The 24,399-nt window shown below is 63.4% G+C and carries 25 protein-coding genes; 15 read left to right on the top strand and 10 right to left on the bottom strand.

The window, feature by feature from the left end; genetic code table 11:
* Positions 1–69: 69 nt before the first annotated feature.
* The gene (locus BW992_RS00710; protein WP_072459604.1) at positions 70–1,164 is read right to left on the bottom strand and encodes a PLP-dependent cysteine synthase family protein; all 1,095 of its coding nucleotides are present in this window, start codon (positions 1,162–1,164) and stop codon (positions 70–72) included.
* Between the two features lie 262 nt (positions 1,165–1,426).
* Between BW992_RS00710 and nhaA the strand changes: the two genes are divergently transcribed.
* Positions 1,427–2,611: a Na+/H+ antiporter NhaA gene (gene nhaA / locus BW992_RS00715; protein ID WP_072387735.1), complete on the top strand. Its 1,185-nt coding sequence runs from the start codon at positions 1,427–1,429 to the stop codon at positions 2,609–2,611.
* 252 nt (positions 2,612–2,863) lie between these two features.
* Here nhaA and BW992_RS00720 read toward each other — a convergent pair whose 3' ends face one another.
* On the bottom strand, positions 2,864–3,328 hold the full coding sequence (locus tag BW992_RS00720; protein WP_053153052.1) for a glycine zipper 2TM domain-containing protein: 465 nt from the start codon (positions 3,326–3,328) through the stop codon (positions 2,864–2,866).
* Positions 3,329–3,499: 171 nt separating this feature from the next.
* On the opposite strand from BW992_RS00720, the gene BW992_RS00725 reads away from it, so the two are divergent.
* Positions 3,500–3,784, top strand: a complete 285-nt coding sequence (locus tag BW992_RS00725; protein ID WP_072432223.1) for a hypothetical protein — start codon at positions 3,500–3,502, stop codon at positions 3,782–3,784.
* Here BW992_RS00725 and pdxH read toward each other — a convergent pair.
* The 4 genes from pdxH to dinG all read right to left on the bottom strand — a co-directional run bounded on the left by pdxH (position 3,732) and on the right by dinG (position 9,094).
* Positions 3,732–4,379, bottom strand: coding sequence for a pyridoxamine 5'-phosphate oxidase (pdxH, locus tag BW992_RS00730; protein WP_076405304.1), 648 nt, complete (start codon positions 4,377–4,379; stop codon positions 3,732–3,734). The genes BW992_RS00725 and pdxH overlap by 53 nt on opposite strands.
* Positions 4,380–4,403: 24 nt before the next feature.
* Complete coding sequence (locus tag BW992_RS00735; RefSeq protein ID WP_076405306.1) at positions 4,404–5,528, bottom strand: OmpA family protein; 1,125 nt, start codon at positions 5,526–5,528, stop codon at positions 4,404–4,406.
* 117 nt (positions 5,529–5,645) lie between these two features.
* The gene (locus BW992_RS00740; RefSeq protein WP_072387745.1) at positions 5,646–6,791 is read right to left on the bottom strand and encodes a serine hydrolase domain-containing protein; all 1,146 of its coding nucleotides are present in this window, start codon (positions 6,789–6,791) and stop codon (positions 5,646–5,648) included.
* Between the two features lie 158 nt (positions 6,792–6,949).
* The gene (gene dinG, locus BW992_RS00745) at positions 6,950–9,094 is read right to left on the bottom strand and encodes an ATP-dependent DNA helicase DinG (protein ID WP_076405308.1); all 2,145 of its coding nucleotides are present in this window, start codon (positions 9,092–9,094) and stop codon (positions 6,950–6,952) included.
* Between the two features lie 100 nt (positions 9,095–9,194).
* On the opposite strand from dinG, the gene BW992_RS00750 reads away from it, so the two are divergent.
* Entirely contained in the window at positions 9,195–9,659 is a 465-nt protein-coding gene (locus BW992_RS00750; protein WP_072459607.1) for a CopD family protein, read from the top strand.
* A gap of 48 nt (positions 9,660–9,707) precedes the next feature.
* Here the strand turns inward: BW992_RS00750 and BW992_RS00755 are convergent, their stop codons facing one another.
* The 3 genes from BW992_RS00755 to BW992_RS00765 all read right to left on the bottom strand — a co-directional run bounded on the left by BW992_RS00755 (position 9,708) and on the right by BW992_RS00765 (position 11,565).
* Positions 9,708–10,466, bottom strand: a complete 759-nt coding sequence (locus BW992_RS00755) for a collagen-like triple helix repeat-containing protein (RefSeq protein WP_072387752.1) — start codon at positions 10,464–10,466, stop codon at positions 9,708–9,710.
* Positions 10,459–10,731: a DUF1145 domain-containing protein gene (locus BW992_RS00760; RefSeq protein WP_072387754.1), complete on the bottom strand. Its 273-nt coding sequence runs from the start codon at positions 10,729–10,731 to the stop codon at positions 10,459–10,461. Before BW992_RS00760 ends, BW992_RS00755 begins: the two co-directional genes overlap by 8 nt.
* Positions 10,732–10,869: 138 nt before the next feature.
* Positions 10,870–11,565, bottom strand: coding sequence for an OmpA family protein (locus BW992_RS00765; RefSeq protein ID WP_072387756.1), 696 nt, complete (start codon positions 11,563–11,565; stop codon positions 10,870–10,872).
* Positions 11,566–11,759: 194 nt separating this feature from the next.
* Between BW992_RS00765 and BW992_RS00770 the strand changes: the two genes are divergently transcribed.
* From BW992_RS00770 to BW992_RS00785, 4 genes are all read left to right on the top strand, one after another.
* Positions 11,760–12,257, top strand: a complete 498-nt coding sequence (locus tag BW992_RS00770; protein ID WP_072459608.1) for a DUF6231 family protein — start codon at positions 11,760–11,762, stop codon at positions 12,255–12,257.
* Between the two features lie 17 nt (positions 12,258–12,274).
* Entirely contained in the window at positions 12,275–12,751 is a 477-nt protein-coding gene (locus tag BW992_RS00775) for a YchJ family protein (protein WP_092181839.1), read from the top strand.
* Between the two features lie 135 nt (positions 12,752–12,886).
* A complete protein-coding gene (locus tag BW992_RS00780) occupies positions 12,887–13,372 on the top strand; it encodes an LEA type 2 family protein (RefSeq protein WP_076405310.1) in 486 nt (161 codons plus the stop codon).
* Between the two features lie 4 nt (positions 13,373–13,376).
* On the top strand, positions 13,377–13,580 hold the full coding sequence (locus tag BW992_RS00785) for an SEC-C metal-binding domain-containing protein (protein WP_003198420.1): 204 nt from the start codon (positions 13,377–13,379) through the stop codon (positions 13,578–13,580).
* 153 nt (positions 13,581–13,733) lie between these two features.
* On the opposite strand, the gene BW992_RS00790 is transcribed toward BW992_RS00785, so the two are convergent.
* Positions 13,734–14,291 (bottom strand): cysteine hydrolase family protein, encoded by a 558-nt coding sequence (locus tag BW992_RS00790; RefSeq protein ID WP_076407308.1) that lies wholly within the window; start codon positions 14,289–14,291, stop codon positions 13,734–13,736.
* A 198-nt stretch (positions 14,292–14,489) separates the two neighbouring features.
* Here BW992_RS00790 and BW992_RS00795 point away from each other — a divergent pair, with 198 nt between their 5' ends.
* From BW992_RS00795 to BW992_RS00830, 8 genes are all read left to right on the top strand, one after another.
* Positions 14,490–16,940, top strand: a complete 2,451-nt coding sequence (locus tag BW992_RS00795) for a penicillin acylase family protein (RefSeq protein ID WP_076405312.1) — start codon at positions 14,490–14,492, stop codon at positions 16,938–16,940.
* Between the two features lie 131 nt (positions 16,941–17,071).
* Entirely contained in the window at positions 17,072–18,106 is a 1,035-nt protein-coding gene (locus tag BW992_RS00800) for a ligase-associated DNA damage response exonuclease (RefSeq protein ID WP_076405314.1), read from the top strand.
* Positions 18,103–19,791 carry an ATP-dependent DNA ligase gene (locus BW992_RS00805; protein ID WP_076405316.1) on the top strand — a complete coding sequence of 563 codons (1,689 nt, stop codon included), beginning with the start codon at positions 18,103–18,105 and terminating at the stop codon, positions 19,789–19,791. Before BW992_RS00800 ends, BW992_RS00805 begins: the two co-directional genes overlap by 4 nt.
* Before the next feature lie 342 nt (positions 19,792–20,133).
* Positions 20,134–20,916 (top strand): transporter substrate-binding domain-containing protein, encoded by a 783-nt coding sequence (locus tag BW992_RS00810; RefSeq protein ID WP_072387771.1) that lies wholly within the window; start codon positions 20,134–20,136, stop codon positions 20,914–20,916.
* 57 nt (positions 20,917–20,973) lie between these two features.
* Positions 20,974–21,702 (top strand): ABC transporter permease, encoded by a 729-nt coding sequence (locus tag BW992_RS00815; protein ID WP_072387773.1) that lies wholly within the window; start codon positions 20,974–20,976, stop codon positions 21,700–21,702.
* A complete protein-coding gene (locus BW992_RS00820) occupies positions 21,699–22,409 on the top strand; it encodes an ABC transporter permease (RefSeq protein WP_072387775.1) in 711 nt (236 codons plus the stop codon). Before BW992_RS00815 ends, BW992_RS00820 begins: the two co-directional genes overlap by 4 nt.
* 11 nt (positions 22,410–22,420) lie before the next feature.
* A complete protein-coding gene (locus tag BW992_RS00825; RefSeq protein ID WP_072387777.1) occupies positions 22,421–23,539 on the top strand; it encodes a succinylglutamate desuccinylase/aspartoacylase family protein in 1,119 nt (372 codons plus the stop codon).
* A 13-nt stretch (positions 23,540–23,552) separates the two neighbouring features.
* On the top strand, positions 23,553–24,317 hold the full coding sequence (locus tag BW992_RS00830; RefSeq protein WP_072387779.1) for an ABC transporter ATP-binding protein: 765 nt from the start codon (positions 23,553–23,555) through the stop codon (positions 24,315–24,317).
* Positions 24,318–24,399 lie beyond the last annotated feature (82 nt).

A 24,399-nucleotide genomic window follows, 5' to 3' on the forward strand; every position in this document is an offset into this window, starting at 1 on the left:
CAGATGTTGACTGATCCACCGCGGTCGCGGGCAAGCTCGCTCCCACAAGGGGCCTGAGGGTTTCAAGATTCAGATATTGGCCCGCAACACACTCTCCGGCAGTGCCGCGCCCCGCTCCACACTCGCTGCCACGGCGTCCATCAGCCCACTCAACTCATACCCCTGTGCCTCGAGCCATGCCGGATCGTAATAAGTGGTGGCGTAGCGCTCCCCTGCGTCACACAAAATCGCCACGATCGACCCCGATTCACCCGCGTCCACCATCTGTTTCGCAGCAATCAGAGCGCCGATCAGGTTGGTGCCGCTGGAGCCACCTACCCGCCGGCCCAGGCGTTGCGCCAGGTAATGCATGGCAGCCAGGGACAAGGCATCCGGCACCTTGACCATCGCGTCGATGACCTTGGGCAGGAACGAGGCCTCCACCCGTGGCCGGCCGATGCCTTCGATCCGCGAGCCGCAGTCCAGGCGCAGGCTGGCGTCGCCGTTGCGGTAGAAATCGAAGAACACCGAACGCTCGGCATCGGCACACAGCACCCGGGTGCGATGCTGGCGATAACGTACGTAGCGCCCCAATGTCGCGGTGGTGCCGCCAGTGCCGGGGCTGGAAATCAGCCAGCTCGGCTCCGGATGCCGCTCGAAGCGCATCTGCTGGAAGATCGACTCGGCAATGTTGTTATTGGCCCGCCAGTCCGTGGCCCGTTCGGCGTAGGTGAACTGGTCGATGAAGTGCCCGTCATGCTCACGAGCCAGGCGCTCGGACTCGGCATAGATCTGCGTAGGATCCTCCACCAGGTGGCTTTGGCCCCCGTAGAAGGCAATCTGCGCGATTTTTTCCCGTGATGTGGTCGCCGGCATCACCGCGATGAAGGGCAGACCCAGCAATCGAGCGAAATAGGCTTCGGAAATGGCCGTCGACCCACTGGACGCCTCGATCACCGGCGCGTCGGGTTTCAGCCAGCCGTTACACAACGCATAGAGGAACAGCGACCGGGCCAGCCGATGCTTGAGGCTGCCGGTGGGATGGCTGGACTCGTCCTTGAAATACAACTCGATACCCGGAAGGCCCGGCAGCGGCAACGGGATCAGATGAGTGTCGGCGCTGCGCTGGAAGTCGGCCTCGATGATGCGAATCGCTTCGCGTGCCCACTGACGGTGGTCGTTCATGTGTGTTCTCACTGGATCGGTTCGACGCGGAGGAAGCCTGACGCTCATACAGGCACGGCGGGTATCGGAAAAACCAGTCGCAAGCTTAGGAAAAAAGCTACATCGCGCACAGGTACAGCTAAGGTCCAATATGCCTTGTCACTGCCCGAGCGCAACCAGGCGTTGTAACGCCATATAACAAAAAAGAATATAACTTTTGTTTTAACAACTAACACTACGGGTTAGGGTGTGGCCACTTTGATTCGATGAATGGAGAGCGATCTTGCCTCTACGTAACTCCCTGATGCGCTTTTTCCAGCTGGAAGCCGCCAGCGGCCTGCTGTTGATCGCGGCCGCCGTACTGGCCCTGGTCATCAATAACTCACCCCTTTCCTGGCTGTATGGCGGCTTGCTGGACACGCCGGTGGTGGCTCAGGTCGGTGCATTGAAGATCGCCAAGCCGCTGCTGCTGTGGATCAACGACGGGCTGATGGCATTGTTCTTCCTGCTCATCGGCCTGGAGGTCAAGCGCGAGGTCCTCGACGGGCAACTGTCGAAACCCTCGCAGATCGTCCTGCCAGGCGCAGCGGCGATTGGTGGCATGGTGGTGCCGGCACTGATCTACTGGTTCCTCAACCGCGACAACCCGGCGGCCCTTTCCGGCTGGGCGATTCCAACGGCCACCGACATCGCCTTCGCCCTGGGGGTCCTGGCCCTTCTGGGCAAACGCGTACCGGTGTCGCTCAAACTGTTCCTGATGACCCTGGCAATCATCGACGACCTCGGCGCCATTATCATCATCGCGATCTTCTACTCGGGCGCCCTGTCGACCTTGTCGCTGGTGCTGGCGGCGGTTTGCATCGCGGTGCTGGTGGCCATGAACCGCATGGGCGTGATCAAGCTCGCGCCCTACATGGTCGTGGGCCTGGTGCTTTGGGTCTGCGTGCTCAAGAGCGGGGTGCACGCCACCCTGGCTGGCGTCACCCTGGCCTTCTGTATCCCGCTGCGCACGAAAAACGCCGAAACCTCGCCGCTGTTGTCCCTGGAGCATGCCCTGCATCCCTGGGTCGCGTACGGCATCCTGCCGCTGTTCGCCTTTGCCAATGCCGGCCTGTCCCTGAGCGGTGTCACCGTCGAGAGTTTCACCCATCCCGTGCCGATGGGCATCGCCATCGGCCTGTTGCTGGGCAAGACCGTCGGTGTGTTCGGCCTCACCTGGCTGGCGGTGAAAGCCGGTATCGCCGGCCTACCCGCCGGCGCCAACTGGGGCCAGGTCCTGGGAGTGGCGATCCTGTGCGGCATCGGATTCACCATGAGCCTGTTCGTTGGCTCCCTGGCCTTCGAGCCCGGCGCCAGCCAGTACGCCGGCATGGATCGAATGGGCATCCTCACCGGCTCGATCCTCGCGGCAGTACTGGGTTATGGGGTGACCGCAGCGGCCAGCCGCAAGCACACAACCCTGTCCTGACGCATCCTTGAAGACCGATCGCTACGCCTTTTCGCGGCGTAGCGATCCGTCACCCGGTCGATTCGCCCCCTCAAGATCAGACGTTCAAGCAAAGCAGTCCGACAATACTCGGCAAGCGACCACCGAACGCCCCTGGCCACCGGGTCAGCGTCCGTCCCGCACGGAAAGACCGTGACCTTCGGCCAATTCAACGAAGGGCATAAAAAAAACCCGATCAGTCACCTGATCGGGGTTTTTTCCTTCCCGTTGCGCTTAGTGCGTAACGCGGCTCACACCGTTCACGGTGGCGATACGAACCCGCTCGCCCACACGGAATACTTCGTTTTCCTGAACCTCTTGCACGTAGGCGCGCATGCTACCGTCGTCTTCGCGAACAGTGATTTCCACACCCTGGGTGCGGGTCAGGCCTTCTTCAGTGGCGGAGCCGATCAGGCCACCGGCCACGGCGCCAATCACGGCGGCGACGATACTGCCGCGGCCGCCACCGATGGCGCTGCCGCCCACACCACCGACCACCGCACCGGCGGCACCGCCGATCGGGGTCTTGGTGCCTTCGATCTTGACCGGACGCAAGGCTTCGATGGTCCCCATGCGAATCGTCTGCACGCGACGCGCTTCGTCACGGGAATAGGAGTCACCGGTCAGGCTCGACTGACAACCAGTGAGCAACATCGCCATCGTGGAAAAGGAAGCAACCAGCAAAACAGACTTACGCATAGCATCAGACTCCAAAAGACAGGTAATCATTAAACTCCGCAGCTTGACGCCTGTCACGGCTTCGCCGGGATAAAATTGTTTTCATTCAGGTGGGATACAGGCATACCCGAGAAATTCCACAAAACAGTAGCGCCAATTTACGAAACCTGCGTCGTTGGCCCAAGGATTTCCATGGACTATTTCATCATCGCGGTCACCACGCTCGCCGGTCTGTACTTCCACTGGTGGCTGTACGTACGGATCAAACGCTGGGTAGATCGCGACCTGGCGCTGTCATTGGCAGGGCGGGACGAGGGGAAGAAGGATTACATGCTGCAACAATTGGATCGCGCCCGGGCGCTACGGATCAAGCGCCGGGACCTGCCGCAATGGCTCCAGGCCGCTGCGGCAGATTATCCGGCCCCTACGGGGCCAGACGCTCGCGAGTCCACTGCGTCCCTTCCAGGCGGTAATTGAGTCGATCGTGCAGGCGACTCGGGCGACCTTGCCAGAACTCGATGCGCTCCGGCAGCAGGCGATAACCGCCCCAATGCTCGGGGCAGTGTGGCTGGCTGTCGCTGAAGCGTTGCTCAGTGGCCTTGAGCAAGTCCTCGAGTTCGCCGCGGCCGGCGATCACCCGGCTCTGAGGTGAGGCCCAGGCGCCGAGACGACTGCCCAGCGGCCGCACCTGGTAATAGGCATCCGACTCCTGGGCCGTGACTTTCACCACCCTGCCCTCGATGCGCACCTGGCGCTCGAGGGTCGGCCAGAAGAATGTCATGGCCGCGAACGGATTGGCGGCCAGTTGCTGGCCCTTGGCGCTGTCGTAGTTGGTAAAGAAGGTGAAGCCCTGGGCATCCAGTCCCTTGAGCAGCAGGATCCGGCAATGGGGGCGTCCATCCGTGTCCACCGTCGCCAGGGTCATGGCATTGGCTTCCACCGGGGCCTGCTCGGTTTTCACCGCCTCGGCGAACCATTGGTGGAACAGCGCAAACGGCTCGGCCGGGGCTTGCGCCTCGGTCAGGCCATCGCGGGTGTAGTCACGGCGCATATCAGCCAGCGTTTGGGTCATGGCGCACTCCTTGTGGTTGGCCCGTCACTGCTTGGAAGTATCGGCGGCCGCGACTTTCTTGCTGTCGGTGGCGGCTTTGGCCGGTTCGGGTTTCTTCGCCGGGGTGGCCTTCTTCGCCGGGGCTTTTTTCGCTGGAGCCTTGGCCGCGGCTTTCTTGGCCGGGGCCTTCTTGGCGGCCGGCACCGCAGCCTTCTTCGGTGCTGGCGCCGGGGCCGCAGGCTTGACGTCCTGGGCGGCCACCAGGGTGACCGGTGCGGGAGCCGGCATGTTGTATTTGCCCAGCAGCGCCACCAGCGTGTTCTGTGGCGTGATCAGCAGCTCTACGCGACGGTTCAAGGCGCGCCCTTCGACGCTGTCGTTGGCCGCACGAGGGGCCTCTGAGCCCATGCCACGCAACAGCAGGCGATCGCGCTGCAACCCGCTGAGACGGAAGATCGCCGCCACGGACTGGGCCCGCTCCTGGCTGAGCTTGAGGTTGGCGGGCGCCGCGCCCGACGTGTCGGCATGGCCCAGGACCAGCACGGCGGATTTCGGATCGGCTTCCAGGATCTTCGCCACACGGGTGAACGGGCCGAGAGTCACCGGCAGCAGCATGGCCGGACGATCCGGGTTGAACGAACTGTCCACAGGCGCGGTGACCACCAGCACGTTGTCACGGCGTTCAAGTTCCAGCTTGCTGTCCTTGATCGCGGTGCGCAGCTTGGGCTCATAGTCGTCGAGCCAGGCCTGGGTGATTTTCGGGTCAGGCATTGGCGCCGCCTTGGGGGCTTGCGGTTCCTTGCCGCCGAACGGCCACCACCATTTGCCAGCGCTTTCGGATTCGGTCTTGGCAATACTGGCCGGGGCCTTGGCCTCAGGCTTGGCTTCAGGCTTGACCGCGTCTTTGCTGGCAGGCTCGTCACCTGCCTCGTCAGAGGAGAACGGCCACCACCAATGCGTGGCACTCTCGGCCTTGGCCTGGGGCGCCACGGCTGCCGGCTTCAGCGCAGCCGCCGGAGCTGGAGCTGGCGCCGGGTCTTTGCTCGCTACCTTGTCGGTAGAGCCAAACGGCCACCAGCCACCACCGCTCTCGGCATCATTTTGTGGGTTTTGCGCGCAACCGGTGATAGCGAAGCACAGCGCCAGAGCGAGGGTTTTATTCGATGACATTGGATATCCACAAAATGATGTAAATGAAAAATACAGACCCCAGGCCGGGGCACATAAACAGTCGCTTTGAAACCGAAAGAGACCCTGGGTTCCAGGTCCCCCCCGTCCAGTGACGCTTTATAGACAAGTGGCAAGTACCCTCGCAAGATTCTGCGCGCGCGGGTCCATCAACACGTAGGGCCCGAGGGTGTTCGTCACGAAGCCGAATGCCACGTCATGTTCCGGATCGGCAAAGCCGATGGAGCCTCCGGCACCCGGATGACCGAATGCCCGCGGCCCCAGGCCATAGGTCGCATTCGGCACATCAGGCTGGTCGAGCATGCACCCCAGGCCGAAACGGGTCCGGGTCAGCAATGTCCTGTCGTCGCCAAGGCTGTGCTGGCGGGTCAGCTCATCGAGCATTTCGCCTTCCAGCAGACTGCCATCCAGCAAACCGGCATAGAACCCGGCGAGGCTGCGGGCATTGCCATGGCCGTTGGCGGCCGGCTGCTGCATGCGTCGCCACTGCGGCTTGTTGGTGCTGGTCATGATAGATGGTGGATTGGTGAAGGCACGTGTGGTCATGGCTGCAGGTTCACGCATCGTGACCTGCAACAGGCGCTGTGCCGCCGCATCGCCGACGTTGCCCTTGCCACGGGCAATATGGGCCACGCGGTGGAACTCCGTATCGGCCAGGCCCACATGGAAATCCAGGCCCAAGGGCCTTGCCACCCGCGCCACGATGGACTCGCCGGGTCCGCGGCCGTCCGCCCGGCGCAGCAGTTCGCCCACCAGCCAGCCATAGGTGATCGCCGCGTAACCGTGACCGTCGCCGGGGGTCCACCAGGGCGTTTCGGCCGCCAGGGCATCGACCATCGTCTGCCAGTCGTACAGTGCCTCGGGCGCCAGCAATTCACGCAACGCTGGCAGCCCGGCCTGGTGACAGAGCAATTGACGCAGGGTGATGGATTGCTTGCCGGCGGCAGCGAATTCGGGCCAGTACCGGGCAACCGGCGCATCCAGTTGCAGCTTGCCCTCGGCCACCAGTTGCAAGGCGGCGACGGCGGTAAAGGTCTTGGTGCAGGAGAACAGGTTGGCGATGGTATCGCTGTGCCAGGCTTCGTCGCCGTCCTTGTCGGCGGTGCCAGCCCAGAGATCGATCACCGTCCGGCCACCGACCTGGATGCACAAGGCCGCGCCGCGCTCCTGGGGATCGTCGAACAGTGCCGCGAACGCTTCACGTACAGCCTCGAACTGAAGCTCATAATGGCCTTGAATCTGCACGCGCAACTCCTTTGAAACAAACACTTTTAGAGTGGCGGGCATTGTTTCAGCCATTGAGGTTTTTGGGAACCGCCACAGGACGGCTGGACACTCTCCTTGTGGCGAGGGGACTTATCCCCTCGCCACAGACAAGCTTCCCAGCCACAAAATGAGGGGCGTCAGGAAATCTCCCGCCGGAACGGCGGCAGCGCATTGAGGATCGCCTTGCCATAGCGCTGGGTCACCAGCCGGCGGTCGAGCAACGTGATGGTGCCGCGGTCCTCTTCGGTGCGCAGCAACCGGCCGCAGGCCTGGACCAGCTTCAGCGAGGCGTCGGGCACGGAGATTTCCATGAACGGGTTGCCGCCGCGGGCTTCGATCCATTCGGCCAGGGCCGCCTCCACCGGATCGTCCGGGACCGAGAACGGGATCTTGGCGATCACCACGTGTTCGCAGTAGGCACCGGGCAGGTCGACGCCTTCGGCGAAGCTGGCCAGGCCGAACAGTACGCTGGAGTCCCCGCCATCGACCCGCGCCTTGTGCTTGTTCAGGGTCTCCTGCTTCGACAGGTTGCCCTGGATGAACACCTGCTTGCGCCAGTCGCGATCCAGGCCATCGAATACGTCCTGCATCTGCTTGCGCGAGGAAAACAACACCAGCGTGCCCCGGGAGCCCTCCACCAGATCCGGCAGGTCACGGATGATCGCTGCGGTATGGGCTGCGGCGTCCCGGGGGTCGGCGCGCAGGTCCGGCACCCGCAATACCCCGGCATCGGCGTGATGGAACGGGCTCGGGACCACGGCGGTGACGGCGGTCCTGGGCAAGCCGGCACGCATGCGGAAGCGGTCGAAGGTGCCCAGGGCGGTCAGCGTGGCGGAGGTCACCAGCGCGCCATAGGCCACATTCCACAGGTTGCGACGCAGCATGTCCGCCGCCAGGATCGGGCTGGCGTTGACTTCGATATCGAACAGCGAACCGCTTTCGGCCAGGGTCAGCCAGCGCGCCATGGGCGGATTGTCCTCCGGGTCCTCGGTGGTGAACGCGGTCCACAGTTCCCAGTTGCCCTGGGACCGGGACAACAGGCTGCCGAACAGTGGGTACCACTCCTCGGCCTGATTGCTGGCGATACCGATGTTCACCTCGCCATCCATGCCTTCCTTGAGCAGGTCGGTCAGGCGCGTGAACAGGTCGGTCAGGCGGGCGAAGCCTTTCTTGAGCTCGATGCCCATTTCACGCATGTGCTCGGGAATGACCCCACCGACGAAACGATGCCGTGGCCGCTCCCGGCCCTCGACATCCTCGCCGGGCTTGAAGTCGGCCACCTGCTCGCAGGCGGTGAACATGAACTGCTGGTTCGTCTTGATCTCCCGCGCCAGTTCCGGCACCTGCTCGATGAACTTGCCCAGGTCCCCCGGCAAGGGGTGCTGGGCCAGCAGCTTGGTGAGGTTCTTGGCGGTGCTTTCCAGCCAGTCGGCGGTGGAACGCAGCCGGGTGTAATGGGCGAAGTGGCCGATGGCCTTGTCCGGCAGGTGATGCCCTTCGTCGAACACGTAAACGGTGTCGCGCGGATCCGGCAACACGGCGCCGCCCCCCAGGGCCAGGTCGGCCAGGACCATGTCGTGGTTGGTGACGATCACATCGACCTTGCCCATGCCTTCACGGGCCTTGTAGAAGGCGCACTGGCCGAAGTTCGGGCAGTGGCGATTGGTGCATTGGCTGTGGTCGGTGGTCAGCCGGGCCCAGTCGGCATCTTCCAGGGTCGTGGGCCAGCTGTCGCGGTCACCGTCCCACTTATTGCCGGCCAGTTTCTCGATCATGCTGGTGAACAGCTTATGGCTGGCTTCATCGACCTCGATCTTGAAGCCTTCCTCCTCGAACAACTGGGCCGTGGCGGTCTGCGCCTGGCCTTCCTGCAGCAGCATGTCCAGCTTGGACAGGCACATGTAGCGCCCACGCCCCTTGGCCAGCGCGAAACTGAAGTTCAGGCCGCTGTTGCGCATCAGGTCGGGCAGGTCCTTGTAGACGATCTGCTCCTGCAGGGCCACCGTGGCCGTGGCGATCACCAGGCGCTTGCCGGCGGCCTTGGCCGTGGGGATCGCAGCCAGGCTGTAGGCGACGGTCTTGCCGGTACCGGTACCGGCCTCCACCGCCACGACGGCGGGCTCGCCACTGCGCCGGCCTTCATCGTCGGTGTCGATGTCACCCAGGACTTTCGCCACTTCGGCGATCATCAGGCGCTGGCCATAACGCGGCTTGAGGCTCTTGGCTTCGAGAAAACGCGAATAGGCGCCCTGGATCGTGGTTTTGAGTTCGTTGCTGATCATGGATGGTCGGGCGCTAAAAAACGCTGGATAAATTTTCAGTGGTTCGGATCGGCGGCTATCATACCCCGCTAATGAATCCCGCGCAGAACGGAGTAACTCAATGACACCCTTTGCCTTCATCTACACCCTGCATCTACTGGCGGCCCTGGTCTGGGTCGGCGGGATGTTCTTTGCCTGGATGATCCTGCGCCCCGCCGCGATGACGGCCCTGGAAGGTCCCGCCAGGCTCGGGTTGTGGGTCGAAGTGTTTCAACGTTTTTTTGTCTGGGTCTGGATCGCGGTGGTGCTTTTGCCGATCAGCGGTACGGGCCTGATCCATATGCGCTTCGCCGGGTTCGAAACCGCGCCGCGCTATGTGCAGGTCATGATGGGCCTGTACGTGGTGATGACGGCACTGTTCATTCGTATCCAGGCCTTGCAGTTGCCCCCGTTGCGCAAGGCCGTGGCTGCCCAGGACTGGCCGGCGGGCGCCGCAGCGTTGGGCAAGATCCGACTATTGGTCGGCATCAACCTGCTGATCGGGCTGTTGGTGGTGGCGATCGGCGCGGCGCGGCCAATGTTCTGAGGATGTAGGGCCAGCCCTGCGAGGGTGGGCCCACTGGCGATCTTATGTTCAGAACCGCTGCACGGTCAGCGTTCCAGCCGCGCCGGCAGGCCCCGGCTGGCCGTCGAGGCCAGGGCGGCCACTCTTGCCGCCATCGGCGGTATAGACCAGGCATCCCTTGGCCTTGCCACCGGCACCGGGCTTGCCGCCAGGCCCTGGCGCACCACCCGCTCCGCCGTCCACCATTACCTTGATCTGCCCGTCGGGGTACTCGCGGGGCAATTCGAGACGCACCTGGGCTCCGGCCGCGCCTGGCTGGCCGTCGCCGCCGTTGCTGCCATCGGCACCGCGTCCGGCCGAACCCCACGTGCATCCCGGCGCCTGCCCGTTGGCGCCATCGAGGCCCACATAACCCGGCGCACCGGTGCCACCGCGCGCATCCACCGAGAGCAGCGGCGCCTGCAGGGCGTTGAAACGCAGGTTGAGGTTGCGCCCCGGCCGTGCTGCCTTGGTGTACGTTCCCGGTGCACCACGGGAGGTGATCTGGCTGCCATCGGCCAGTTCAGCCTGGCTCACCTTCATTTCCAGGGGCTGCTGCGCCGGCACGATGGCGATCCGTGCCTCGCGGCCCAGGTGCAATTGGCCGATGGTCAGTTGAGTCACGTTCGAGGGCACCAGCAAAGTGCCGTAATCAGCCACGTCCAAGCGTTCCAGGCTCAGGACACTGGTCGTGTTGGGCAGGCGCATCAACGAATGGCTTTCTACCTGGAGATCCTGGGCAGAAGCCCACGGGCAGACGAGTGCGGCGAGCAGACACAATTTACGCATGGGAAGCCTCTGCGGCGGTCGGAAGGGTTTGCAGATGGAAGATGCCGAACAGCAGCACCCTGAGCCGTTCACGGCCAGGAGCGGGCAGGCCACGGAAACAGGCCCTGAACAGCAGCAATTCCAGCAGATGCAGCGCCAGCAGCAGCGCCCCGGCAAGGTTGACCAGCAGATGCAGCGGATAGATGAACGGCAGGACCAGGTTGGTCAGCACCACCAGCCAGAACAGCAGGGTCAGCAAGCGCCCCAGTCCCCAAAACACCTTCATATGCCCCCCGGTGAGCATTGTTCTTTGCAGCCACAGTAACGGCTTGCGCGCTGGTTAAGCCAGAGGCCGGGGAAAATTTAATCGTCGTGACACAGGAAGTAGCCGTGGCGAGGGAGCGGGCCCCCTCGCCTCAGGCTTTCAACGGTTTATCTTGATTTCCGTGCGACGGTTCATGGCCCGTCCTTCGGCCGTCTGGTTGTCGGCCACCGGCTGGCTCTCGCCGGCACCGGACACCGAGACGAAGCTGGCACGAGGTACGCCGCTTTCCACCAGGTATTGCACCACCGAATTGGCCCGTTTTTCCGACAACCGCTGGTTATAGGCCGTGTTGCCGACACTGTCGGTATGACCGGTCACCCGCAGTTGCGCAGTGGACGATTCCTGCTTCAGACGGCTCGCCACATCGCTCAGCACTTGCTTGTCGGTGGCGGTGAGCGTGGCCTTGTCGAATTCGAAGTGCACATCGCGGATCACGATGGTTTCTTCCTTGACCACCACGGGCTCTTGCGCCATCGGCGCTGGCGCGGGTGGCGGGCAACCGTCGGCATCGACCTGCACGCCCTTGGGAGTGCCAGGGCACTTGTCGCGACTATCCGGCACACCATCGCCGTCCTCGTCGCCGTCGCCATGGGCCCAGCACCAGGCCCCAGCCACCGTACCGGCCACCAGCGCACCAGGACCGATCCAGGAACTGCTTTCGATGGCGCCCAACCCGGCGCCGACGACACCGCCCGTGGCCGCACAGATCGGCCAGTCGGTTTTTTGCAAACCTGCGCAACCAGTCAACACACTGGTAAGCAGAACCAGGGGTAACGCTGTCCGAACTATGCTCATTGGTTTTTTCTCCTTGAGGAATCGGCTTTTGCACCGATTCAGGGGAGTAAAGACCCGAGTCCGGATCCGCGCCAGCCCGGGGCCATCGCGGGTTTCGCCCCGTGTTTACAGCCGTTTGCCTGTTTTGCGCGCAAACCGCTCTAGGCCAGGACCCTTGCGCAGGCTATCGTGGTGGCTCTGACTGAGGAACTTCGATGACCGTTGCCATTTCTTCGCGTACCCCCCAGCAAGCCCTGGCCGCCGTGCTTGACCGTTATGCGCCGCGAAAACTGCTGTTGGTCGGTGCCAGCGGCTTTCCCGCGCTGGAAGCATTCCGGCAGGCCCATCCCGACACCGAAGTGGTCCAGGCCAGCCCGGGCCCGTTGCCGCCGGATATCGCCACGCAACGCTTCGACCTGGCGCTGGCGCTCGATTGCCTGGAGCATTTGCCCAAGCGCGACGGTCTGAACCTGTTGGGTGGCATCCGCAACCTCAATGCCAGCCGTATTGCCGTGCTGGCGGACCTCAGCGCCTGCGGCTGGCAGGAAACCGACTTCTTCTCCCTGGCGCTGCAGGCCAGCGAGCGGTTCCAGCGCGAGGAGCAGGTGCTGACCCTGTTCACCTATGATCTGCTTGAATACAAGCAAGTCCCCGACTGGCTCAACTCACGCTTTTGGGCCAACCCGGAAAACTTCGGAAAATACTGGTGGTAGAAGCTGTGAACATGAGCCTGCACGCCCCCATCTGCCCCTGTGGCAGCGGCAACCCACTGGACGCATGCTGCGGCCATTACCACGATGGCCACCCGGCGCCCTGCGCCGAAGCCTTGATGCGTTCGCGCTACAGTGCCTATGTGCTCGGGCTGGTGGATTACCTGGTGGCGACCACCCTGCCCGCTCAACAGGACGGGCTCGACCGCCAGGCCATCAGCGAGTGGAGCGCCAACAGCACCTGGCTGGGACTGGAAGTGCAGAGCAGTGAAGTCTTCGGTGGCCAACCGGAACATGCCTTCGTGACCTTTACCGCACGCTGGCATGACGGCCATGGCGAGCACAGCCACCGCGAGCAGTCTTCCTTCGTGCAGAACGGTGGCCGCTGGTATTTCATCGACCCGACCGTGCCGGTCAAGACGGGCCGCAACGACAGCTGCCCGTGCGGCAGCGGGCATAAGTTCAAGAAGTGCTGCGCGGGCTATTTCAATCGTTGAAATCGTCGAGCACTCGTCCGCTTCTGCCCTAGGCTTTTCGTACAGAGCCTACGCTTTGCAAGAGAAGCCGGACCCGCTTTCAACGAAGCATGATCGTCGCGCAGGCATTCAAGACCTGGTGACAGAGGCGCAGACATGACACGTCCATCACTCCTGCTACGCACCGCCAGCCTGCTGCTGTTCATCGGGCTTGGCGGTTGTGCGTCCTGGCGTGGTGAACAGGCGCCGGAACCGCAAGTGCACCTGGTCAAGGTCGAAGTCGTACGGGCGCGCCTGGTGGAGCAACGGTTCGTGCTGCATTTTCGGGTCGACAACCCAGGGGACAGCGACCTGACCGTGCGCGGCCTGACCTACCGGGTTCATTTGGGCACCCTGCTGCTCACCGAAAGCGAGCACGAACACTGGTTCACGGTGGGCCCGAACAACAGCGCCTACTTCAAGGTGCCGATCCGTACCAACCTGTGGCCGCAGGTGCGCGAAGTGGTGAAATTGCTCGAGAAACCCCGGGAACAGATTCCCTATCGTCTGGAAGGTGAGCTGGAAACCGGATTATTCATCGCTCACTACGTGCACCTGGAGCGCAATGGCGTGATAATCGCCGCCGATTTAATTGCGGAGTGACCCCATGACCCAACAACCCCACGTCCATGGCCCTGATTGCAACCACGACCATGACCATCACCACGATCATGACCACGGCCATGTCCATGGTCCGAACTGCGGCCACGCTCACCAGGAACCGGTGCGCAATGCCCTGAAGGATGTCGGCCGCAACGACCCTTGCCCATGCGGCAACGGCAAGAAATTCAAGAAGTGCCACGGGGCTTGAGGGGCCGGGCGAAGGCCATCTTCGCCTGTTGAAGCATCATCGCGAGCAAGCTCGCTCCCACAGGGGATCCAGGGTACAAGGTACGTTTGCCTATTGCCGCGTGATCCAGTGCGGGAGCGGGTCTGCCCACGATGAGACCGGCACAACCACTTGTCAGCCCGCCTCCAGAATCCGCTTCACATCGACCACCGTCGCATACTCGCCCTGCAAGTTGCCCAGGGCCATGGCATGCACCTCGGCAGCCGAACGGACATTGCCGAAGTAGTCGGCCTTGTCGAAAGTAAAGCAGGCATCCTCGACCACCCACGTGTCGAATCCCAGGTTACCGGCCGTACGCGCCGTGGACTCCACCGAGTTGTGCGTCGCCACCCCCACGATCACCAGTTGCCCGATGCCTGCCCGACGCAGGTCTTCTTCCAGGCGCGTGCCACTGAACGCATCCGGCACCTGTTTTTGAACCAACCATTCCCCCGCCAGCCGCTCGAATCGCGGCTGGACCTCCACCCCCGACTGCCCCGGCCAGAACACCGAGTCCGGCGAACGGGACAGGTGATGGACATGGATCACCGGCCGCGCCGACTGTCGCCAGAACCGCAGCAACTCGAGCATGCGCAGCTCCGCCTCGGGATTGTTGCGAGGGCCGAGCCTGGGATGAAGAATGCCTTTCTGTTGATCGATCAGGATCAGCGCTGCGTCTTGGCGTAGCTGCATGCCGGTTTTCTCGTCAGGCCATTGAAATTCCCGACACTTGAGCATCACCTCGTCCTACAGGCAAGCCCTGGCACTCGTCCGGCAACCGGGTTTTCGTCGCCAGCTCCACAAATATCCCTCGTCGCCGCTTGCGCGGCCTTCTCCTGCTCACTAACGTAGCGCCTTTCATTGGGTGCCCCCTCCCGCAGGAGCTTTGCCATGGCCTCGCCAGCCTCTACTTCTTTCTTTCCCCGACTCGGCGTTGCCGCCACGGTCGCTGGTGTGCTCGGCTTGAGCGGTTGCCAGGCCTGGAATACCCAGGACACCGTCCCGCCCACTTCCGGCGTACAACCGCTCAAGGGGTTGGCGCAGAACGTCACGGTTCGACGCAACGCCATGGGCATGCCCTTGATCGAGAGCAGCAGTTTCCATGATGCGCTGTTCGCCCTCGGCTACGTCCATGCCGGCGACCGCATCACGCAAATGGTGACCCTGCGCCTGCTGGCCCAGGGTCGGCTGGCGGAAATGTCCGGGGCCGAGCGCCTGGACGTCGACCGCTACATGCGCGCCGTCAACATGAAGAAAAGCGCCGACGAGTTGTACAAGGCCTCTTCGCCACGGCTCAAGCGCTTCTTCGAGGTCTACGCCCGCGGCGTCAACGCCTACCTGTTCCGCTATCGCGACAAGCTGCCAGCGGACCTGGCCGCCACTGGCTACAAACCCGAATACTGGAAGCCAGAAGATTCGGCGCTGATGTTCTGCCTGTTGAATTTCAGCCAGTCGGCCAACCTGCCGGAGGAGATCGCCAGCCTGGTGCTGGCCCAGACGGTCAACAACGACAAACTGGCCTGGCTGAGTCCCTCCTATCCGGACGAACCATTGCCCCTGAGCGAAGCCGACAAGCTCCAGGGCATCCGGCTCAATGGTCAGATCCCTGGCCTGGCCGAACTCGACAAGGCCAGCAATCAGTTGGCCGGGCTGAACCTGCCGGGTGCAGGGTCTTCGAATGACTGGGTGATCGCCCCGCAACACAGCCGTGGCGGAAAGAGCCTGCTGGCCAGCGCCAGCCAAGGGCCGTTGAGCGCGCCTTCCTCATGGAGTCCGGTGCAGATCCGGGCGCCCAAGTACCAGGCGGCAGGCGTTTCCGTACCGGGCATCCCGATGATCCTGGCGGGCTTCAACGGCAAGGTGGCCTGGAGCATGACCAGCGTCCAGGGCGACAACCAGGACCTGTTCCTGGAAAAGATCCGACGCCAGGGCAACTCCCTGTCCTACGAGGTCAACGGCAAATGGCAGCCGGTGACGGTGCGCAACGAAACCTACTTCGTCAAAGGTCAACGACCGATCCGTGAAGCCGTGTTCGAAACTCGTCACGGGCCACTGCTCAACAGCGCCCAAGGACTGGCCATGGCCAACGGCCTTGGCCTGGCCTTGCAGACACCGGCTTTTACCGACGACAGGACACTGGACGCATTCTTCGACTTGTCCCGTGCACAGAACGCCGAGAAGGCTTCCGACGCCACCCGCGAAATCCGAGCCATGGCCATGAACGTGATCTTCGCTGACGCCAGTAACATTGGCTGGCAGGTCACAGGTCGCTATCCGAACCGTCGCGAAGGCGAAGGCCTGCTGCCGTCCCCGGGCTGGGATGGTCGCTATGACTGGGAAGGTTACGCCGACCCCATGGCACACCCCTACGACCAGGATCCAGCCCAGGGCTGGCTCGGCAATGCCAACCAGCGGGTCATTCCCCACGGCTACGGCATGCAGTTGTCCAATTCCTGGGCCGCGCCGGAGCGTGGCGAGCGCCTGGCCGAACTGGCCGGTGCAGGCAAGCACGACGTCCGCAGCCTGACCGCGATGCAATACGACCAGACCACCCCGTTCGCGGCCAAGCTCAAGAAGGTCTTCGAAGCCCCGGGCCTGGCCCAGCCGCTCAAGCAGGCAATCGAAGCGCTGCCGCCGGCCGACCGGGCCAAGGCCCGCGAGGCCTACACCCGCCTGATGGCATTCGACGGCCGGCTAAGCCCGGTTTCCGCCGACGCGGCGATCTACGAGCTGTTCCTGCAGGAAAGCATGAAGCAGATTTTCCTCGATGAACTGGGCCCGGAGAACAGCCAGGCGTGGAAAGCCCTGGTTGCCAACGGCCAGCTCTCCTATTCGGCCCAGGCCGATCATCTGCTCGGCCGCGAAGACAGCCCCTTCTGGGACGATGTCCGCACCCCGCAAAAGGAAGACAAGGCGGTCATCCTGGCCCGTGCACTGGCCGCGGCCATCAGCGTCGGCGACAGCCAGTTGGGCACCGATCACAAGGCCTGGCAGTGGGGCAAGCTGCACCGCTACGAGTGGAAGAACGGCAGTGGCCAGACCGTGCGCGGCCCGTTGTCGGCGGGTGGCGATGCCACCACGCTGAACACCTCCGCGTTCGCCTGGGGCCAGGATTTCAACACCGTCCTGGCACCCACGCTGCGCCTTATCGTCGACTTCAGCCAGCCCGAACCATTGCTGGTCCAGGGCGGCGTCGGCCAGTCGGGCAACCCGGCCAGCCCGAGCTACCTCAGCGGCATCGACCCGTGGATCAAGGCGCAGTACCAGAACGTGCCCTTGCAGCCGCAGAACTTCGACCGCGCCTACGGCAAGACGCGCCTGACCCTGGCGCCCGGCAGATAGCCTGCCCTGTGGCGAAGGGATCCCTCCCTTCGCCAAACCTGCGCATCGGGTCGCCGACTGCCGTCAAACCCGATAGAACTTCTGCGTCTCCCGCCACCTCTACCTGACAAGCCCATCGCATCGGTGACTGCATGGATCTTGTCATTGCCCGCCCCGAAGGCCTGTATTGCCCGCCCGGAGATTTCTACATCGACCCCTGGCGTCCCGTGGAACGCTCGGTCATCACCCACGCCCACGGCGACCATGCCCGCAGCGGCAACCAGCACTACCTGGCGGCGGCCCCCGGCGAAGGCATCCTGCGTTCGCGACTGGGCCAGGACATCAATCTGCAGACCCTGCCCTACGGCGAACGCTTGCGCCATCACGGCGTGACCCTGAGCTTGCACCCCGCCGGCCACGTCCTGGGCTCGGCCCAGGTACGGCTGGAGTACGAAGGCGAAGTCTGGGTGGCATCCGGGGACTACAAAGTCGAACCCGACGGCACCTGTGCCGCGTTCGAGCCGGTGAGATGCCATACGTTCATCACCGAATCCACCTTCGGCCTGCCGATCTATCGCTGGCAGCCCCAGGCGCGGATATTCGACGAGATCAACCAGTGGTGGCGCGGGAACATTGCCGCCGGCCGCACCAGCGTGTTGCTCTGCTACTCCTTCGGCAAGGCCCAGCGGATCCTCCATGGTATCGACTCCGGCCTCGGACCGATCCTGGCCCATGGCGCGGTGGAACCATTGAATCGTGTCTACCGTGAGGCCGGGGTGTATCTGCCGCCGACGATCTATGCCGCAGACGTCCAGAAGAACGATCCGCTCATGAGCCAGGCCCTGGTCATCGCCCCGCCCTCCGCCGGCGGCAGCACCTGGATGCGCCGATTCGGCGACTACAGCGACGCCTTCGCCAGCGGCTGGATGCGCTTGCGAGGCACCCGGCGCAGGCGCGGCGTGGACCGAGGCTTCGTGCTCTCCGACCATGCAGACTGGCCCGGCCTGCTGTGGGCCATCGAACAGACCGGCGCGGAGCGGGTCATGGTCACCCACGGCTCGGTGGGCGTGCTGGTGCGTCACCTTTGCGAACAGGGCCTCGACGCCCAGGGGTTCTCCACCGAATACGGCGACGACGAGGAAGAGCCCGCCAGCGTGACGCCCCCCTCCGACGAGGAGGCATCATGAAGGCCTTCGCCGAGCTGTATGCCGACCTGGACGCCACCACCTCCAGCAATGCCAAGCTGGCCGCCATGCGGGGCTACTTTACCCAGGCCTCGCCACAGGATGCCGCGTGGGCCGTGTACTTCCTCTCCGGGGGCCGGCCACGGCAACTGGTACCGGTGAAAATCCTGCGGGAACTGGCGGTGCAAGTGTCCGGCCTGTCGTCCTGGCTGTTCGAGGAAAGCTACCAGGCCGTGGGCGACCTGGCGGAGACCATCTCGCTGGTGCTGCCGGAGTCGCCCCACCGCTCCGACGAAGGCCTGGCGGCATGGATCGAAGAGAAGCTGCTGCCTCTGCGGGGCGAGCCGCCTGAAGTACTGGCGGCACGGCTGCCAGCCCTGTGGGCGCAGCTCGACCGGCCGAGCCTGATGCTGTGCATCAAGCTCATCACCGGCAGCTTCCGGGTCGGCGTGTCCAAGTTGCTGGTGACCCGGGCCCTGGCCGGCCTGGCAGGGCTGGACAGCAAACGAGTGGCCCAGCGGCTGGTGGGCTACACCGACCTGTCCCATCGCCCCACGGCCGACAGCTTTCTCAAGCTGATCGCCGCCGAATCCGACGATGAGCATGCCCAACGCGGCGGCCAACCCTATCCGTTCTTCCTGGCTCACGCCCTTAGCGCGTCGGTGGAGCAGTTCGACACACTCCTGGGGCCGGCCAGCGATTGGCAAGTGGAATGGAAATGGGACGGTATCCGCGCCCAGCTGGTCAAGCGCGACGGCCAGCTATGGGTGTGGTCCCGGGGCGAAGAGCTGGTCACCGAGCGCTTCCCCGAACTGCACGCCCTGGCCGGGGCGTTACCGGATGGCACGGTGATCGACGGTGAGATCGTGGTCTGGAAAACCCCACTTCCCCTCACCGACGAGGCCTTCGATGCCGATGCGCCGCTGCAACCGGCCGTGCAGCCCTTCGCCTTGCTGCAACAGCGCATCGGCCGCAAGACCCTGAGCAAGAAAGTCCTTGAAGATGCCCCCGTGGTGGTCATGGCCTACGACCTGCTGGAATGGCAGGGCGAAGACTGGCGCAGCCGCCCCCAGGCCGAGCGTCGCGAGTGCCTGGAGGCGCTTGTCACCCGCTGCCACAGCCCGGTCCTGCTGCCGTCGCCGATCGTCACCGGGCGGGACTGGCCCGACCTGGCCCGCCAGCGCGAAGCGTCCCGCAGCCTGGGAGTCGAAGGCATGATGCTCAAGGCACGCGATGCGCTGTACGGCGTCGGTCGGACCAAGGACATGGGCGTGTGGTGGAAGTGGAAAATCGACCCGTTCAGCGTCGATGCCGTATTGATCTATGCCCAGCGTGGCCACGGCCGGCGCGCCAGCTTGTACAGCGACTACACCTTCGCCGTGTGGGACAACCCGCCGGGCAGCCGCGAACGCAGCCTGGTGCCGTTTGCCAAGGCCTATTCGGGGCTGACCGATGAAGAAATGCGCCAGGTCGACAGTATCGTGCGCAAGACCACCGTGGAGAAGTTCGGCCCGGTGAGCAGCGTGAAGCCCACCCTGGTGTTCGAACTGGGCTTCGAGGGGATTGCCCTGTCCAAGCGACACAAGAGCGGCATCGCAGTACGGTTTCCGCGAATGTTGCGCTGGCGCCAGGACAAGACCGTCGAGGACGCCGACACGTTGGCAACGCTGCAGGATCTGCTGAAATGAAATCCACCTTCAGGTCCGAACTCAGTCAGTAAACGAAAGACCGCCCCGTCTGTGTGGCGAGTGGATTTATCCCGCCGCCACAGAGACAGGATCACCATGGATAACTTTCCTCCCCTGCCGCGCATTCCCCGGCAACGTCCGATCCATCCTGGTGCATTTTTTGCGGTACGCTGCCACCTCGCGCACCATCACCTTGCATCCTGGCGCGTCGAAGCTTTTAAACGCCTGTTCGCCACTCTGGTTCGGAAATTGCTATCTTTTTGCCGTCTACCGTTCTCACCATTGCCGGTAACAACACTTAACGCGCCACAAGCGCTCACCTTTGGTTCTAGGGACTCGATAATGAAAAAAGCACTGCTGACCCTTTCTGCACTGGCATTGTGCATGGCTGCTGGCGTCGCCACGGCCAAGGAATACAAGGAACTGCGTTTTGGTGTCGACCCGTCCTACGCCCCGTTTGAATCCAAGGCCGCCGATGGCAGCCTGGTCGGTTTCGACATCGACCTGGGCAACGCGATCTGCGAGGAACTGAAAGTCAAATGCAAATGGGTCGAAAGCGATTTCGACGGCATGATCCCGGGCCTGAAGGCCAATAAGTTCGACGGCGTGATTTCTTCCATGACCGTTACCCCGGCCCGGGAAAAAGTCATCGATTTCTCCAGCGAACTGTTCTCCGGCCCGACGGCCTACGTGTTCAAGAAAGGCTCGGGCCTGAGTGAAGACGTCGCTTCGCTCAAGGGCAAGACCATCGGCTACGAGCAAGGCACCATCCAGGAAGCCTACGCCAAGGCCGTGCTGGACAAGGCCGGCGTCAAGACCCAGGCCTACCAGAACCAGGACCAGGTCTACGCCGACCTGACCTCCGGCCGCCTCGACGGCGCGATCCAGGACATGCTCCAGGCCGAGCTGGGCTTCCTGAAATCGCCCAAGGGCGTCGACTATGAAGTCAGCAAGCCGGTGGACAGCGAACTGCTGCCGTCCAAGACCGCCATCGGTATCAAGAAAGGTAACAAAGAGCTGAAGGCGCTTTTGGACAAAGGTATCAAAGCGTTACACGATGACGGCAAGTACGCCGAAATCCAGAAAAAACACTTTGGCGATCTGAATCTGTACAGCGGCAAATAATGCGCGGCGCCCGTCCGGCCTCGGACGGGCGCTTTTTTTCTGCCAAAGGCATTCTCCATGTTCGAACAACTCCTACAAAATCTGGGGCTCTCGGCTTTCAGCCTGCAGGGTTTCGGCCCGCTGCTGATGCAAGGCACCTGGATGACCATCAAGTTGGCGGCCTTGTCCCTGTTGCTGAGTGTCCTGCTCGGCCTGCTGGGCGCCAGCGCCAAGCTGTCGCGCCTAAAACTGCTGCGAATTCCAGCCCAGCTCTACACCACGCTGATTCGCGGCGTACCGGACCTGGTGCTGATGCTGCTGATCTTCTACAGCCTGCAAACCTGGCTGACCTCTTTCACCGATTTCATGGAATGGGAATACATCGAGATCAACCCGTTCGGCGCCGGGGTCATCACCCTGGGCTTCATCTATGGCGCGTACTTCACCGAAACCTTTCGCGGCGCGATCCTCGCGGTTCCCCGGGGCCAGGTCGAAGCGGCCACGGCCTATGGCCTCAAGCGTGGCCAGCGCTTCCGTTTCGTCGTGTTCCCGCAAATGATGCGCTTCGCCCTGCCGGGCATCGGCAATAACTGGATGGTGATGCTCAAGGCCACCGCGCTGGTGTCGATCATCGGCCTGGCCGACCTGGTCAAGGCGGCCCAGGACGCGGGCAAGAGCACCTATCAGCTGTTCTACTTCCTGGTTCTGGCTGCACTGATCTATCTGCTAATCACCAGTGCCTCCAATGTCATCCTGCGCTGGCTGGAACGTCGCTATGCCGCCGGAGCCCGGGAGGCCGTGCGATGATCGAACTCCTGCAGGAATACTGGCGACCGTTCCTTTACAGCGACGGCGTCAACGTCACGGGCCTGGCGATGACCTTGTGGTTGCTCAGCGCTTCGCTGCTGATCGGCTTCGTGATGTCCATCCCGCTGTCCATCGCCCGGGTCTCGCCCAGGTTCTACGTGCGCTGGCCGGTGCAGTTCTACACCTACCTGTTCCGCGGTACACCACTCTATATCCAGTTGCTGATCTGCTACACCGGCATCTACAGCATCGCGGCGGTGCGCGCCCAGCCGTTGCTCGACAGCTTCTTCCGGGACGCGATGAACTGCACCATCCTGGCTTTCGCCCTGAACACCTGCGCCTACACCACGGAAATCTTCGCCGGGGCGATTCGCAGCATGAACCATGGCGAGGTGGAAGCGGCCAAGGCCTATGGCCTGACCGGCTGGAAACTGTACGCCTACGTGATCATGCCGTCGGCGCTGCGGCGCTCGCTGCCCTACTACAGCAACGAAGTGATCCTGATGCTGCACTCGACGACGGTGGCATTCACCGCTACCGTTCCAGACGTACTGAAAGTCGCCCGGGACGCCAACTCGGCCACCTTCCTGACTTTCCAGTCGTTCGGGATCGCCGCGTTGATCTACCTGAGCGTCACCTTTGCACTGGTGGGGCTCTTCCGCCTCGCCGAACGTCGTTGGCTGGCCTTCCTCGGCCCGACTCACTAAGGTTCACGTAAATGCGCCACCAGATTCATGACCTGCTGGCCCCGCTGCCGGGGACCGCACGCAAGATCCACAGCTTTCACTTCGGCCCGGAAAACGCCGCCGGTAAAATCTACATCCAGTCATCCCTGCACGCCGACGAGTTGCCCGGCATGCTGGTGGCCTGGCACCTCAAGCAACGCCTGGCGGAACTGGAAGCCTCCGGCCACCTGCGCCACGAAATCGTCCTGGTACCGGTGGCCAATCCCATCGGCCTGGAACAAGTGCTGATGGACGTACCCCTGGGCCGCTACGAGCTCGAGAGCGGGCAGAACTTCAATCGCCGGTTCGTCGACCTGAGCGAAGAAATCGGCAACGAGATCGAAGAGCTGCTGACCCAGGATCCACAACACAACCTGATGCTGATCCGCACCAGCCTGCGCGACGCCCTGGCCCGACAGACCGCCAGTACGCAACTGCAATCCCTGCGCCTGGTGCTGCAACGGCTGGCCTGCGACGCCGATATGGTGCTGGACCTGCATTGCGACTTCGAAGCCGTGGCCCACCTCTACACCACGCCCGAGGCCTGGCCCCAGGTCGAGCCGCTGGCCCGCTACATCGGCGCCGAGGCCTGCCTGCTGGCTACCGACTCGGGGGGCCAATCGTTCGACGAGTGCTTCACCCTGCTCTGGTGGCAGCTCAAGGAGCGCTTCGGCGACCGGTTCGAGATTCCCCTGGGCAGTTTTTCGGTCACCGTCGAATTGCGCGGCCAGGGCGACGTCAACCACGGCCTCGCGAGCCTGGACTGCCAGGCCCTGATCGAATACCTGATCCGCTACGGCGCCATCGAGGGCGAGCCGATGCCTTTGCCCGACCTGCCTTACCCGGCCACGCCCCTGGCCGGCGTCGAGCCGGTGGCGACGCCTGTCGGCGGGCTGCTGGTGTACAGCGCGCTGCCCGGCGAATACCTGGAGGCCGGGCAACTGGTGGCGCAAATCATCGACCCGGTCAACGACACCGTCACCCCCGTCCACTGCCGCAATGCCGGGCTGATGTATGCCCGCTCCCTGCGTCGCATGGCCACCGCCGGCATGGTGATCGCCCATGTCGCCGGCACCGAGGCCTACCGCAGCGGTTACCTACTTTCGCCTTGAGGATGCATGCTCCATGTACAAACTGACCATCGAAGGCCTGCACAAAAGCTATGGCCAACATCAGGTGCTCAAAGGCGTTTCCCTCAAGGCCAGGACCGGCGACGTCATCAGCCTGATCGGCGCCAGCGGTTCGGGGAAAAGCACGTTCCTGCGCTGCATCAACTTCCTGGAACAACCCAACGACGGCGCCATGAGCCTGGACGGCCAATCGATCCGCATGGTCAAGGATCACCACGGCATGCACGTGGCCGACCCGAACGAACTGCAACGCATCCGCACGCGCCTGGCCATGGTGTTCCAGCACTTCAACCTGTGGAGCCACATGACCGTACTGGAAAACATCACCATGGCGCCACGCCGGGTGCTGGGGGTCGACAAGCAGGAGGCCGAGGCCCGTGCCCGTCGCTACCTCGACAAGGTTGGCCTGCCGGCGCGGGTCGCCGAGCAATACCCGGCGTTTCTTTCCGGCGGCCAGCAACAGCGGGTGGCCATCGCCCGGGCCCTGGCGATGGAGCCGGAGGTGATGCTGTTCGACGAACCCACTTCCGCCCTGGACCCCGAGTTGGTGGGTGAAGTGCTGAAGGTCATCCAGGGCCTGGCCGAAGAAGGTCGGACCATGATCATGGTGACCCATGAAATGAGCTTCGCCCGCAAGGTCTCGAACCAGGTGCTGTTTCTGCATCAGGGGCTGGTGGAAGAAGAAGGCGCGCCGGAAGACGTGCTGGGCAATCCCAGGAGCGAACGACTCAAGCAGTTCCTCAGTGGCAACCTGAAATAACCCTCGGCACAGCTGAATCGAGGGGCCAGCTACCACTCTTGTGGCGAGGGGATTCATCCCCGTTGGGCTGCGCAGCTGCTCC

Origin of the sequence: Pseudomonas sp. 7SR1 (assembly GCF_900156465.1) — a bacterium.
In the GTDB taxonomy this organism is placed as follows: domain Bacteria; phylum Pseudomonadota; class Gammaproteobacteria; order Pseudomonadales; family Pseudomonadaceae; genus Aquipseudomonas.